The sequence below is a fragment of the Variovorax sp. OAS795 genome (assembly GCF_040546685.1).
In the GTDB taxonomy this organism is placed as follows: Bacteria; Pseudomonadota; Gammaproteobacteria; order Burkholderiales; family Burkholderiaceae_C; genus Variovorax.
This window is the reverse complement of record NZ_JBEPOH010000001.1, coordinates 103,013-115,293: the sequence shown is the minus strand read 5'-3', so window position 1 is coordinate 115,293 and position 12,281 is coordinate 103,013. Positions and strand designations below refer to the sequence as shown.

General features: G+C 66.7%; 14 protein-coding genes and 1 pseudogene. 6 read left to right on the top strand and 9 right to left on the bottom strand.

Annotated features, from left to right (window positions below; all coding sequences use genetic code 11):
* Window positions 1–5 precede the first annotated feature (5 nt).
* From ABID97_RS00530 to ABID97_RS00490, 9 genes are all read right to left on the bottom strand, one after another.
* Window positions 6–329, bottom strand: coding sequence for a hypothetical protein (locus ABID97_RS00530; protein ID WP_354396653.1), 324 nt, complete (start codon window positions 327–329; stop codon window positions 6–8).
* Window positions 330–406: 77 nt separating this feature from the next.
* Window positions 407–1,252 (bottom strand): DMT family transporter, encoded by an 846-nt coding sequence (locus ABID97_RS00525; RefSeq protein ID WP_354396652.1) that lies wholly within the window; start codon window positions 1,250–1,252, stop codon window positions 407–409.
* 10 nt (window positions 1,253–1,262) lie between these two features.
* Window positions 1,263–2,015 carry an AraC family transcriptional regulator gene (locus ABID97_RS00520; RefSeq protein WP_354396651.1) on the bottom strand — a complete coding sequence of 251 codons (753 nt, stop codon included), beginning with the start codon at window positions 2,013–2,015 and terminating at the stop codon, window positions 1,263–1,265.
* Window positions 2,012–3,142 carry an SLC13 family permease gene (locus ABID97_RS00515; protein WP_354396650.1) on the bottom strand — a complete coding sequence of 377 codons (1,131 nt, stop codon included), beginning with the start codon at window positions 3,140–3,142 and terminating at the stop codon, window positions 2,012–2,014. Before ABID97_RS00515 ends, ABID97_RS00520 begins: the two co-directional genes overlap by 4 nt.
* Window positions 3,123–4,655, bottom strand: coding sequence for a class I adenylate-forming enzyme family protein (locus ABID97_RS00510; RefSeq protein WP_354401631.1), 1,533 nt, complete (start codon window positions 4,653–4,655; stop codon window positions 3,123–3,125). The genes ABID97_RS00515 and ABID97_RS00510 overlap by 20 nt, the downstream gene beginning before the upstream one ends.
* Window positions 4,656–4,783: 128 nt before the next feature.
* A complete protein-coding gene (gene lipA / locus ABID97_RS00505; RefSeq protein WP_354396649.1) occupies window positions 4,784–5,764 on the bottom strand; it encodes a lipoyl synthase in 981 nt (326 codons plus the stop codon).
* A 6-nt stretch (window positions 5,765–5,770) separates the two neighbouring features.
* Window positions 5,771–6,472 (bottom strand): lipoyl(octanoyl) transferase LipB, encoded by a 702-nt coding sequence (gene lipB, locus ABID97_RS00500; RefSeq protein WP_503012732.1) that lies wholly within the window; start codon window positions 6,470–6,472, stop codon window positions 5,771–5,773.
* A gap of 10 nt (window positions 6,473–6,482) precedes the next feature.
* The gene (locus ABID97_RS00495) at window positions 6,483–6,791 is read right to left on the bottom strand and encodes a YbeD family protein (protein WP_354396648.1); all 309 of its coding nucleotides are present in this window, start codon (window positions 6,789–6,791) and stop codon (window positions 6,483–6,485) included.
* A complete protein-coding gene (locus tag ABID97_RS00490) occupies window positions 6,788–7,681 on the bottom strand; it encodes a D-amino acid aminotransferase (protein WP_354396647.1) in 894 nt (297 codons plus the stop codon). Before ABID97_RS00490 ends, ABID97_RS00495 begins: the two co-directional genes overlap by 4 nt.
* A gap of 157 nt (window positions 7,682–7,838) precedes the next feature.
* Here ABID97_RS00490 and ABID97_RS00485 point away from each other — a divergent pair, with 157 nt between their 5' ends.
* The 6 genes and pseudogenes from ABID97_RS00485 to atpA all read left to right on the top strand — a co-directional run bounded on the left by ABID97_RS00485 (window position 7,839) and on the right by atpA (window position 12,272).
* Complete coding sequence (locus ABID97_RS00485; RefSeq protein ID WP_354396646.1) at window positions 7,839–8,324, top strand: ATP synthase subunit I; 486 nt, start codon at window positions 7,839–7,841, stop codon at window positions 8,322–8,324.
* 4 nt (window positions 8,325–8,328) lie between these two features.
* On the top strand, window positions 8,329–9,198 hold the full coding sequence (gene atpB / locus ABID97_RS00480) for a F0F1 ATP synthase subunit A (protein ID WP_354396645.1): 870 nt from the start codon (window positions 8,329–8,331) through the stop codon (window positions 9,196–9,198).
* A 60-nt stretch (window positions 9,199–9,258) separates the two neighbouring features.
* Window positions 9,259–9,523 (top strand): annotated as a pseudogene (gene atpE, locus ABID97_RS00475) (F0F1 ATP synthase subunit C).
* Window positions 9,524–9,600: 77 nt separating this feature from the next.
* Window positions 9,601–10,071, top strand: a complete 471-nt coding sequence (locus tag ABID97_RS00470; protein ID WP_007830193.1) for a F0F1 ATP synthase subunit B — start codon at window positions 9,601–9,603, stop codon at window positions 10,069–10,071.
* An 8-nt stretch (window positions 10,072–10,079) separates the two neighbouring features.
* On the top strand, window positions 10,080–10,610 hold the full coding sequence (locus ABID97_RS00465) for a F0F1 ATP synthase subunit delta (RefSeq protein ID WP_354396644.1): 531 nt from the start codon (window positions 10,080–10,082) through the stop codon (window positions 10,608–10,610).
* 48 nt (window positions 10,611–10,658) lie between these two features.
* Entirely contained in the window at window positions 10,659–12,272 is a 1,614-nt protein-coding gene (gene atpA, locus ABID97_RS00460) for a F0F1 ATP synthase subunit alpha (protein WP_354396643.1), read from the top strand.
* The last annotated feature ends 9 nt before the right edge of the window (window positions 12,273–12,281 follow it).

Below are 12,281 nucleotides of genomic sequence, written 5' to 3'. Positions count from 1 at the left end.
CCGGCTCAGGGCTCGCCGGGGCGCATCGGGATGTCGCCCATGGCGTCGTCCTCGCGCAGGCCGCGGGCGGCCTTCAGCGTTTCGATCGAGAGGCCGTCGCCGTGGCCCGCGAAGCCCTGGGCCACGCCTTCGAGCACCGTCGACAGGCCCACCTCGCCGTCGGCGCGCGCATCCATGCTGATGTTCAGCACCCGGGCCGCCATCTGGCGGTAGCTGATGGCGCCGGCGCCTTCGAGCGCGGCCACCAGGTCGAGATAGAGCGCCAGGTTCAGGTCGAACACCAGCTTGGGCGTGATCTCGAAATCGTCGTTCTTGTTCTTGTTGTCCATGGGCGGGCTCCTTGTTTCCGAAGGCTCCACTCTAGCCACAAACGAGGCGCCGGTCTCGTCGGACGCGGACCTATTCCTCAGCGCGCGCGTGTGCCCATCACCGCGGCCAAGACAATCAGCGCCGCCGCCAGCGCGATGCTCCAGGTGAGCGGGCGCCCGGTCACGGCCAGCAGCAGCGCGGTGGAGCCCAGCGGCGTGAGATAGCTCAGGATGCCGATCTGCCGCGCATCGCCGCGCTTGAGCGCCATGTCCCAGACGAAGAAAGCCGCGCCGAGCGGACCGAGGCCGCAGAGCGCGACCAGCAGCCAGTCTTTCGCGGACAGCACGGCCGAAGGCTCGAGCAGTGCATGGCAGGCGAGCGACAACACGCCCGAGACCAAGCCGAAGAGGCCGATCGCCGAGGTCGGGAACGACGCCACGCGTTTCGTCCAGAGCGAGTAGCTGGCCCAGATGAAGGCCGAGCCCAGCGCCGGCACGAAGCCCCAGGCCGGGCCGCCGGGGACCGAAACCGCGCCCTCGCGCGCCCCGAGGATCGCGATCGCCGCGCCCGCGAAACCCAGCAAGGCGGCCGCCAGGTGCAGCGGCCGCAGCGACAGGCCCGGCAGCAGGGCCGGCGCCAGCACCACCATCAACAGCGGCCACAGGTAGTTGACCAGGTTGGCTTCCACCGGCGGGGCGTGCCGCAGCGCGATGAACAGCAGGAAGTGGAAACCGAACAGGCCATAGATGCCCAGGGCCAGCGTGCGCCGCGGCACGCGCCAGGCGCTGCGGTCGCGCAGCACCAGCGGCCAGCTCGGGATGCTGCCGATGATCAGTGCGAGCCCGGTCAGCAGGAACGGCGGCAGGTGCGACAGCGCGGTGCCGAGCGAGGCGAGCGTGGCCCACAGCGCGATGGCGGCAAGGGCAAGGAGCGTGGGCGACATCGCACCGAGCTTAAGCGGCGCCGTCGTCGCAGGACGCCGGCGGATCGTCGCGCGGCGCCGGTGTCGCTGCCTGGCCGCCGATCCTGCGCAACGCCGCCGTGAGCGCGGAGGGCGAGCGGTAGCCGGTGCGGCGCGCCGTCTCCGCCACGCCCATGCCGGCGAGGCGCAACTCGCGCGCATGGGCGAGACGCAGCATGCGCAGCCAGTGCATCGCGCTCACGCCCTGCTCGTCGCGGCAGCGCTGCGCAAACTGGCCTGGGCTCAGGCAGGCGACGCGTGCAAGCTCGGCAACGCCCAGCGGCTCGTGCCAGCGGGCGCGGGCCCAGGCGGCGAGCGCGGTCCAGTCGATGCGGCGGCCCCGCGTAGGGACCGGCGTGCCCGCGCTCCAGGCTTCGAGCAACAGCGCGGGGCCGTGCTGCAGTGTCAACACGGAAGCGTCCGGCTGCTGCGCGCACTGCGCGAGGTATTGCGCGAGGGCCCGCAGCCGAGATGCATCGGCGGGCGCATGCACGGCACAGCGTGCCCACGCCGGATGGGTGGTATCGAGCACGAGGCAGCGGCTGCCGTCGCGCGCTTCGAAGTCGTGCCGGTCGCAGGGCATCACGACCTGCGCATCTCCCGCGCCGATGCGCGCGCCGCGGCCTTCCACTTCGAGGTCGAGCACCCCGGCCAGGCCGATCAGCACCTGGAAGTGATCGTGCGCATGGCTGCCGCGCGAGGCGCCGTAGTCGCGCAGCGACAGGCTGTGCGGATCGGCTGTCATCCCAGCCGCAGCGGCAACGCCGACGCCGCGCACACCAGCAGGAAGGGAATGCTGATGCGGTGGAACTCGCGCAGTCCGTGCGGCACCCTGGCAAGCCGCAACGCGATCAGATTGGCCAGCGAGCCCAGCACGCAGCCGAAGCCGCCCACGCTCACGCCGGCGGCCAGCGCCGGCAGGTCGCGCACATGGCCGTCGAGCAGGATCGCGGCCGGCACGTTGCTGATGAATTGCGAGGCCACGATGGCGGCCAGGTAGGCGCGCCATCCCTCGGTGATCGGCCAATGGTTCAGCAGCGCCACGATGGCGGGCAGTTCGGCCAGCTGCCGCAGGTCCACGAACATCAGCGCGATGATCGCGAGCAGGGCCCAGTCGATGCCGCGCAGCACGCGCGGATAGGTCACGAGGAACACGGCCAATACCACGCCCAGGCCCGCCAGCAGCCAGTGCCGGTCGAGCGCGACCACGAAGCCGATGAACAGCACGCCCGCCAGCGCCAGCAGGCGCGGCTGCACCGGTGAGGTTTCGGCCTCGGGCTTGAGCGCGATCGGCGTGCGCGGCACCAGCAGCCAGGCCGCCGCGAAGAGCCAGAACAGCATCACCGCGACGGTCGGCAACATCATCCCCATGAAGGCGGCAAAGCTCTCGCCTGAACGGTGCCAGAGATACAGGTTCTGCGGATTGCCGATGGGCGTGAGGGCGGAGCCCGCGTTGACGGCCAGCGCCTCGAGCACCACGAGCCGCGCGAGCGGCAGGTGCGCCTGGTTGGCGAGCACGCGCGTGAGTGGCACCAGCAGGAACAGGCTCACGTCGTTGGTCACCAGCGCGGAGAGCAGCGCGGCACACGCGGTCAGCAGCAGCGCGAGGCTGCGCTGGCTGTGCGTGCGCGCGAGCAGGCGCTGCGCCGCGGCCTGCAGCATGCCGCTTTTTTCCACGCCCTGGGTGATGGCGAGCAGGCCCGTGAGGGCGCCCACCGTTTGCCAGTCGACCAACTGGAGCCAGTCCATGGGCGCGCGCGGGCGCAGGAAGGCGAACACCACCGCGACGGCGGCCAGCAGCCACAGCAACCCGTTGCCTCCGCCCTCTTCGGACGGCGCTGCGGCCGATGGTTCAGCGGCCGACGAGGTCACGCAGCTCGCGCTTCAGGACCTTGCCGATCGCGCTGCGTGGCAGCTCGTCGATGAAGTGCAGGCGCGCGAGGCGCTGCGTCTTGCCGAGCTGCGCGTTGGTCCATTGCAGCAGGGCCTCTTCGGTGGTGCCGTCGCCTTCGCGCCGCACCACGAAGGCCACCGGCGTCTCGCCCCATTGCTCCGAGGGCACGCCGACCACCGCGACATCGGCCACGGCGGCATGGCCCCGCAGCACGGTCTCCAGGTCGCTCGGATAGATGTTGAAGCCGCCGCTGATGATCATGTCCTTCTTGCGGTCGAACAGGGTCAGGAAGCCGTCGGCATCGAAGCGGCCGACGTCCCCGGTGCGGATGAAGCGCTTGCCGCTCGCATCGAACCATTCGGCCTCGCGTGTCTTGGCGGGCTGGCGGTGGTAGCCGGTCATCATGCCGGCCGAATGGCCCACCACCTCGCCCGCCTGCTCGGTGTCGCCGCGCGGAATCTCGCGGCCTTCCTCGTCGATGAGCCGGATGTCGCTGCCCTCGGCCGGGCTGCCCACCGTGTGCAGCTTGCCGGGATGCAGGTGGGCTTCGAGGATGCAGGTTCCGCCGCCTTCCGTCATGCCGTAGAACTCGATCAGCCCGCCGGGCCAGCGCGCGAGCACGTCGGCCTTGAGCGCGGCATTGAAGGGCGCGCTGGTGCTGAACTTGAAGCGGGACGACGAGAGGTCGTGCGCATCGAAGCGCGGATGCGCCATCAGGCGCTGGTACTGCACCGGCACCAGCATGGTGTGCGTCACGCGGTGCCGCTCGGCCAGTTGCAGGTAGCCCAGCGCGTCGAACTTCGGCATCAGCACCACGCAGCCGCCGAAGGCGATGGTGGGGAAGAACACCACCAGCGTGGTGTTCGAATACAGCGGCGTCGACAGCAGCGTGACGGTGTCGGGGCCGTAGCCGTACTTGGCGCCGCGCTGCACATGGGCCCAGCGCATGCCGTGCCCCTGCACGATGCCCTTGGGCTCGCCGGTGGTGCCCGAGGAATAGATGATGTTGAAGGGCCACGAAGGCTGCGTGTCGACGGCGCGGGGCTGCGCGCCCACGGGCGCCAGCCAGTCCTCGAGGCTCTGCCCGGCGGCGGAGCCGTCGAGCGCCACGCGCGCAATGCCGCCTTCCTTTGCGGGGCCGACAACCTCGGCCGCCGAAGCGTCGGTGAAGAGAATGCGCGCGTCGGCATCCTCGATCATGCGGGCCAGACTGGCGGGCGTGGAGCCGGGCGCGAGCGGCGCGACCGCGAGGCCGGCGCGCAGGGCGCCCAGGAACACCGCCGCGTAGTTCACCGAGGACGACGCGCAAACCGCAATGGCGTCGCCGGGCCCGAGCCCGTCCCGCTGCAGGCTGGCCGCGATGCGGTCCATCAGCGCGTCGAGCGCGCGGTAGGTCAAGGTGTGATGCGCATCCGCGAGCGCGGCGCGATCGGGCGTGTGTTGCGCATGGAGGCGAACCAGATCGGCAATGGCGCCGAACTCGCTTTCCATCGCGGCTTGGATGGCAGGGTGCGTTTGCAAAATCGATCCTTCGTCTTGGCCAGCCGAAAGGATAGCGAAGAAGGGCCGCACCGGGTGAGCTGCACGCGACGGCCCGGCGGCGGCCGCGGCCCCGCGGCTCAGACGCCGGCGGCGTGCGCCTGCTGGTCGGCGTGGTAGCTGGAGCGCACCATCGCGCCCACGGCGGCGTGGCTGAAGCCCATCTTGTAGGCCTCTTCCTCGAACATCTTGAAGGTGTCGGGGTGAACGTAGCGGCGCACAGGCAGGTGCGAGCCCGACGGCGACAGGTACTGGCCGATGGTCAGCATGTCGATGCCGTGCGCGCGCATGTCGCGCATCACCTGCAGGATCTCTTCGTCGGTTTCGCCCAGGCCCACCATGATGCCGCTCTTGGTCGGCACGGCGGGGTGCAGCGCCTTGAACTTCTTCAGCAGGTTGAGGCTGAACTGGTAGTCGCTGCCGGGGCGCGCTTCCTTGTACAGGCGCGGCGCGGTTTCCAGGTTGTGGTTCATCACGTCGGGCGGCGCGGCCTTGAGGATCTCGAGCGCGCGGTCGTCGCGGCCGCGGAAGTCGGGCACCAGGATCTCGATCTGCGTCATCGGCGAGAGCTCGCGGATGTGGGTGATGCAGTCGACGAAATGCTGGCTGCCGCCATCGCGCAGGTCGTCGCGGTCGACGCTGGTGATCACCACGTACTTCAGGCGCAGCTTGGCGATGGTCTTGGCCAGGTTCAGCGGCTCGTCCTTGTCGAGCGGGTCGGGGCGGCCATGGCCCACGTCGCAGAACGGGCAGCGCCGCGTGCACTTGTCGCCCATGATCATGAAGGTGGCCGTGCCGTTGCCGAAGCACTCGCCGATGTTCGGGCACGAGGCTTCCTCGCAGACCGTGTGCAGGTTGCTCTCGCGCAGGATCTGCTTGATCTCGTAGAAGCGGGTGGTGGGGCTGCCGGCCTTCACGCGGATCCACTCGGGCTTCTTGAGCACCTCGCCCTGAACCACCTTGACGGGGATGCGCGACAGCTTGGCCGCGGCCTTCTGCTTGGCCAGCGGATTGTAGTTTTCGGCGCTTTGTGCGTCCCGGACGACTTCGGTAGAGCTCATTGGATGCTAAGGCGCCAGGTAGGTGGTGAGCTTCTGGCTCAGGACCCGGGCAGCGTCTTCCCATGTGGTTTGGACCCCGATTGTAGAAAGATCGACCGTTTGCAGCCCCGCATACCCACATGGGTTGATTCGCGAGAAGGGTTCGAGGTCCATCGCGACGTTGAGGGCCACGCCGTGGTAGGTGGCGTGGCGGCTCACCTTGATGCCCAGTGCGGCGATCTTGCCGAGCCCGCGGAACGGGTCGCCGGCGGGCAGCGGGCCGGTCAGCGCGGCATGCGAGAACGGATCGTCCAGCCGCACGTAGATGCCCGGCGCGCCTGGCACGCGATGGCCCGTCACGCCGAAGTGCGCGAGCGTGCGCAGCACCGATTCCTCGATCCGGTAGACGTATTCCTTCACGTAGTAGCCGGCCCGTCGCAGGTCGACCAGCGGATAGCCGACCGCCTGGCCGGGGCCGTGGAAGGTGACCTGCCCGCCGCGGTCGGTCTGCACCACGGGAATGTCGCCGGGGTTCAGGATGTGGTCCTGCTTGCCCGCGAGCCCTTGGGTGAACACGGGCGCGTGCTCGCACATCCATAGCGCGTCGGGCGTTTCCGGCAGCCGGTCGAGCGTGAACTGCTTCATGGCCGCAAAGGTCTCGGCATAGCCGACGCGGCCCAGCCAGCGCAGTTCCATGGCGGTGCCCGTCGGTTGCTCGGCCACGGTCATCGGGGCTCGCTCAGAGCACCACCTTGACCGACGGGTGGGCCGACAGGGCGCGATAGAGATCGTCGAGCTGCTCGCGGCTGGTGGCCGTCACCGTGATGGTCACGCCCAGGTAGTTGCCGGCCTTGCTGTCGCGCAGCTCGACCGTGGTCGCGTCGAAGGCGGGATCGAAGCGCTCGGCGATCTGCGTGATCGCATGCACGAAGCCGTCGGCCTTCACGCCCATGACCTTGATCGGGAACTGCGAGGGATATTCGATCAGCGATTCCTTGCGCGGATCGGGAATGGGCGTGGTGACGGGGTCGGTGGTGTTCTCGGTCATGCCGGGGCTCCTTGCTTCTCAGCGTTGCGTTGCTTGGCCTCCTGATAGGCCGCATACAAGCTCTCGTAGATGGGGCCGGGCCGGCCATTCCCAATGGCCTTGCCGTCGAGCGTGGCGACGGGCAGCACTTCCTTGCTGGCCGAGGACAGGATCAGTTCGTCGGCGCCGAACACTTCGTCGCGCGACACGCGCCGCAGCGCAAACGGAATGCCGCGCTCCTGGCACAGGCGCTCGAGCAGGCCGTAGCGGATGCCGGTGAGCACCAGGTTGTCCTTGGGCGGGCCGATCAGTACGCCGTCCTTCACGATCCACACATTGCTCGACGAAGCCTCGCTGAGCCAGTCGCCGCGGAACATCACGGTCTCGGCTGCGCCGGCCTCGACACTGATCTGCCGCGCAAGCACGGCGCCCAGCAGGCTGGTGCTCTTGATGTGGGCCTTCTGCCAGCGGAAGTCGTCTGCCGTCACGCAGCCCACGCCCTGGGCGCGCACCGCATCGGCCACCGGCGGCAGCGGATTCACCATCACGAAGACGGTGGGCCGGAGCCCCTTGACCATCGCGTGGTCGCGCGGCGCAACGCCGCGCGTCACCTGGAAGTAGACCGCCTGCGGTGCAGCGCCGCCCGGCCCGATCAAACGCATCACGATGCCCCGCCACTCGTCGAGCGTGAGCGGATTGGCGATCTGCAGCTCGGCCAGCGATCGATCGAGCCGCGCCATGTGTTCTTCGAAGCAGAAGGGCTGGCCGCCATAGGCGGGGACGACCTCGTAGACGCCGTCGCCGAAAATGAAGCCACGGTCGAGCACGCTGACCTTGGCGTCCTTGACGGCGGTGTATTCGCCGTCGAGATAGCAGGGTGTGGAGGGAAGTGCGGCAGTGAGAGGGTGCATGCCGGAATTATGGTTGTGCGCGCCGAGTCGGGTTCTCGTCAGCCCGCGCGGCCCCGATTTGCAACGGTGACAGTGCAAGTGGCCGGACGGGCTGGGTTTTTACTTATAATCCAATGGCTTTGTAGAAATTCTGGGTCGTCACCGGGCTTCATTCGAAATGAAAACAATCGCCCGAAAAGATGAGAGGGTCGCGGAGGACCTCGACACGGAATTCAAGCCGTTGACCGCCGATGAGGCGAGTGAACTGCGTGCAAGGCATCCCTCGATTTCCCCTTGGCGGGTCATCGCGGGGCAGTTGGTTGTCGGTCTGCTGGTGGCTTTGGCCGCCTGGGGACTGACGGGGAGGCAAAATCTGGGTTGGTCCGCCGCTTACGGTGCGATCGCGGTGGTCATTCCTGCCGCGGTATTCGCACGGGGGTTGACCGGCCGGTTTTCTTCCTTGAATCCGGGCACTGCGGTGGTCGGGTTCTTCCTCTGGGAAATGGTCAAGATGGCGTTGTCGCTCGCGATGTTGTTCGCGGCGCCAATGCTGATAACGGCGCTGAGCTGGCCCGCAATGCTGGTCGGCTTGGTGGTGACAATGAAGGCGGCCTGGTTGGCGGTGATGTTCTCGCCCCGGCGCCGGCAACATAGAGACGAGTAACTGAATGGCTGCTGAAAACGCTGCGGAACATGGTCAGACCGCGGGTGAATACATCATTCACCACTTGACGCACCTGCAAAGCTCCAAGCCCGCAGGTGTTGCCGACTTTTCGGTTTTCAATTTCGACTCGCTCTTCTTCTCGATAGCACTCGGCGCCCTGGGTTGCTGGCTGCTCTGGCTGGCGGCCCGCAAGGCGACCGCGGGCGTTCCGGGACGTTTCCAGGCGGCCGTCGAGCTGCTGGTCGAAATGGTCGACCAGCAAGCCAAGGGCATCGTGCACAACGCCACCAGCCGCAAGTTCGTCGCTCCGCTCGCGCTCACCATCTTCGTGTGGATCTTCCTGCTGAACGCAATGGACCTGTTCCCGGTCGACCTGTTCCCGGCCATCTGGGCCAAGATCTTCGGCATCGCCGGCGCAGACCCGCACCACGCCTACCTGCGCGTCGTGCCGACGGCCGACCTCTCGGTGACCATGGGCATGTCGGTTGCCGTGCTGCTGGTGTGCCTGTACTACAACATCAAGATCAAGGGTTTCGGCGGCTGGGTGCACGAGCTCTTCACCGCGCCGTTCGGCAATCACTGGGCGCTGTATCCGTTCAACTTCGCCATGCAGATGATCGAGTTCGTCGCCAAGACCGTCTCGCACGGCATGCGGCTGTTCGGCAACATGTATGCCGGCGAACTGATCTTCCTGCTGATCGCCCTCATGGGCGGTGCCTGGTCGCTGTCGGCCACCGGCATCGGCCTGGCCATCGGCCACATCGTCGCGGGCACGGCCTGGGCCATCTTCCACATCCTGATCATCACGCTGCAAGCCTTCGTGTTCATGATGCTGGCGCTGGTCTACATCGGCCAGGCTCACGATCACCACTGATCGTTCGGTTTCGTTTTTGTTTTTTGTTTTCTCTTCAACCAAAGTCCTCTAGGAGTCATCATGGAAGTTATTAGCTTTGTTGCACTGGCCGCCGTGCCTGATCATCGGTCTGGGCGCTGTGGGCGCATGTATCGGCATCGGCATCATGGGCAGCAAGTACCTCGAGTCGGCCGCACGTCAGCCCGAACTCATGGGTGAACTTCAAACCAAGATGTTCCTGCTGGCCGGTCTGATCGACGCCGCTTTCATTATCGGCACCGGTATCGCGCTGTGGTTCGCAACGGCCAACCCGTTCCTGGCGCAGATCGCCAACCTGCCGAAGTAAGTCTTTCTCGTCGGACCCGTGACGTCGTTCCCCTTCGCGGAATGGTGTCGCATTCAATCCCAAAGAGAGGGTGAAAAGTGAGCATTACCGGTACCCTGATCGTTCAGATGATCGTGTTCCTGATCCTGGTCGGGTTCACGATGAAGTTCGTGTGGCCGCCGATCGCCAAGGCGCTGGACGACCGCGCCGCGAAGATCGCCGAAGGCCTCGCTGCAGCCGACAAGGCCAAGTCCGAGCTGTCCGCCGCCAACAAGCGCGTGGAAGCCGAACTCGGCCAGGCACGCAACGAGTCCGCGCAACGTCTTGCCGACGCCGAACGTCGCGCCCAGGCCATCGTTGAAGAGGCCAAGGCCCGCGCGACCGAAGAAGGCAACAAGATCGTTGCTGCGGCACGCGTCGAAGCCGACCAGCAGGCACTGAAGGCGCGCGAAGCATTGCGCGAACAGGTTGCCGCACTGGCCGTCAAGGGCGCAGAGCAGATCCTGCGCAAGGAAGTGAATGCGGGCGTCCACGCCGATTTGCTCGCCCGCCTGCAGACCGAACTCTGATAGAAGCCATGGCAGAACTCGCCACCATCGCACGTCCCTACGCCGAGGCGCTTTTCAAGGCGTCGTCGTCCGACGTCGCCGGAACCAGCGCCTGGCTCGACCAGGTGGCCGCCATCGCGGCCAGTCCGGAGCTCCGGCAATTCGCCGACAACCCCAAGGCCACGGCCGAACAGGTTCTCGGCGTGATCGCCGGTGCATTCGGTGCACCGCTGACCGCCCACGCCCAGAACTTCCTGGGTGCGCTCCTGGACAACGGACGTTTCACGGTGCTGCCGGAAATTGCGAAGCAGTTCCGGGCACTGGCCAACGCGAAGAGCGGCTCGTCCGACGCCGTGGTCTACAGCGCCTTTCCCATCGATGCCGCGGCCCTGGCCAATGTGGCTGCCGCGCTCGAAAAGCGTTTCGGCCGCAAGCTGCAGGTCACGGTCCAGCAAGAGCCGGATCTGATCGGCGGCATCCGTGTGGTGGTCGGTGACGAGGTGCTCGACACCTCCGTCAAAGCGCGCCTCGAACAAATGAAAGTTGCGCTGGCGGCCTGACGGTCTTCAGCCCTCTACTTGTAGCCTCAAAGAAAGAAGGAAAGAGTCATGCAACTCAATCCCGCAGAAATTTCCGAACTGATCAAGAGCCGCATCGAGGGCCTCGGGGTCAGCGCCAACATCCGCAACGAGGGCACCGTGGTCTCGGTGACCGACGGCATCGTGCGCGTGCACGGCCTGTCCGATGCAATGCAGGGCGAAATGCTCGAGTTCCCGCCCACGGCTGACGGCACGCCGTCGTTCGGCCTCGCGCTGAACCTCGAGCGCGACTCCGTCGGCGCCGTGATTCTGGGCGAGTACGAGCACATCTCCGAAGGCGACACCGTGAAGTGCACGGGCCGCATCCTGGAAGTGCCCGTCGGTCCCGAGCTCATCGGCCGCGTGGTGAACGCCCTGGGCCAGCCGATCGACGGCAAGGGCCCCATCAACGCCAAGATGACCGACGTGATCGAGAAGGTCGCTCCCGGCGTGATCGCACGGAAGTCCGTCGACCAGCCGATGCAGACCGGCCTCAAGTCCATCGACTCGATGGTGCCGATCGGCCGTGGCCAGCGCGAGCTGATCATCGGCGACCGCCAGACCGGCAAGACCGCCGTGGCGATCGACGCGATCATCAACCAGAAGGGTCAGAACATGACCTGCGTCTACGTTGCGATCGGCCAGAAGGCTTCGTCGATCAAGAACGTGGTGCGCTCGCTCGAACAAGCCGGCGCGATGGACTACACCATCGTCGTGGCGGCATCGGCCTCCGAATCGGCGGCCATGCAGTACGTGTCGGCCTACTCGGGCTGCACGATGGGCGAATACTTCCGCGACCGCGGCGAAGACGCGCTCATCGTCTATGACGACCTGTCCAAGCAAGCCGTGGCCTACCGCCAGGTCTCGCTGCTGCTGCGCCGCCCGCCAGGCCGCGAAGCCTACCCCGGCGACGTGTTCTATCTCCACAGCCGCCTGCTCGAACGCGCAGCCCGCGTGAACGCCGACTATGTCGAAGCCTTCACCAAAGGCGCCGTCAAGGGCAAGACCGGTTCGCTTACCGCGCTGCCGATCATCGAAACGCAAGCCGGCGACGTGTCCGCCTTCGTTCCGACCAACGTGATCTCGATCACCGACGGCCAGATCTTCCTGGAAACCAGCCTGTTCAACGCCGGCATCCGCCCCGCCATCAACGCCGGTATTTCGGTGTCGCGCGTGGGTTCGTCGGCGCAGACCAACCTGATCAAGAACCAGTCGGGCGGTATCCGTACCGACCTGGCCCAGTACCGTGAACTGGCTGCGTTCGCGCAGTTCGCTTCCGACCTGGACGAAGCGACCCGCAAGCAACTCGACCGTGGCGCGCGCGTGACGGAACTGCTCAAGCAGACCCAGTACAGCCCGCTGCCGATCTCGCTGATGAATGCCACGCTGTTCGCAGTGAACAAGGGCTTCATGGACGACATCGAGGTCAAGAAGGTGCTCGCGTTCGAACACGGCTTCCACCAGCTGCTGAAGTCGAGCCACGCTGCCCTGCTCGAGACCATGGAAAAAAATGGCGCCAAGTGGGACGTGAAGCCCGCCAAGCCGGACGACAGCGCCGAGAAGCAAGCCTTCAAGAAGGTTTGCCAGGACGCCGAAGCCGAACTGCTGGCAGCCGCCACCTCGTTCAAGAAGTCGTTCGCCTGATCGACCCCT

Bases quoted from the DNA above. Each gene is read 5' to 3' on its own strand.
- lipB (WP_503012732.1), bottom strand. From the start codon at position 6,472: ATGACCGTGGCCGAGCAACCGACGGGCACCGCCATGGAACTGCGCTGG.
- ABID97_RS00465 (WP_354396644.1), top strand. From the start codon at position 10,080: ATGGCAGAACTCGCCACCATCGCACGTCCCTACGCCGAGGCGCTTTTC.
- ABID97_RS00490 (WP_354396647.1), bottom strand. From the start codon at position 7,681: ATGCACCCTCTCACTGCCGCACTTCCCTCCACACCCTGCTATCTCGAC.
- lipA (WP_354396649.1), bottom strand. From the start codon at position 5,764: ATGAGCTCTACCGAAGTCGTCCGGGACGCACAAAGCGCCGAAAACTAC.
- ABID97_RS00530 (WP_354396653.1), bottom strand. From the start codon at position 329: ATGGACAACAAGAACAAGAACGACGATTTCGAGATCACGCCCAAGCTG.
- ABID97_RS00495 (WP_354396648.1), bottom strand. From the start codon at position 6,791: ATGACCGAGAACACCACCGACCCCGTCACCACGCCCATTCCCGATCCG.
- ABID97_RS00510 (WP_354401631.1), bottom strand. From the start codon at position 4,655: ATGGAAAGCGAGTTCGGCGCCATTGCCGATCTGGTTCGCCTCCATGCG.
- ABID97_RS00485 (WP_354396646.1), top strand. From the start codon at position 7,839: ATGAAAACAATCGCCCGAAAAGATGAGAGGGTCGCGGAGGACCTCGAC.
- atpA (WP_354396643.1), top strand. From the start codon at position 10,659: ATGCAACTCAATCCCGCAGAAATTTCCGAACTGATCAAGAGCCGCATC.
- ABID97_RS00525 (WP_354396652.1), bottom strand. From the start codon at position 1,252: ATGTCGCCCACGCTCCTTGCCCTTGCCGCCATCGCGCTGTGGGCCACG.
- ABID97_RS00520 (WP_354396651.1), bottom strand. From the start codon at position 2,015: ATGACAGCCGATCCGCACAGCCTGTCGCTGCGCGACTACGGCGCCTCG.
- atpB (WP_354396645.1), top strand. From the start codon at position 8,329: ATGGCTGCTGAAAACGCTGCGGAACATGGTCAGACCGCGGGTGAATAC.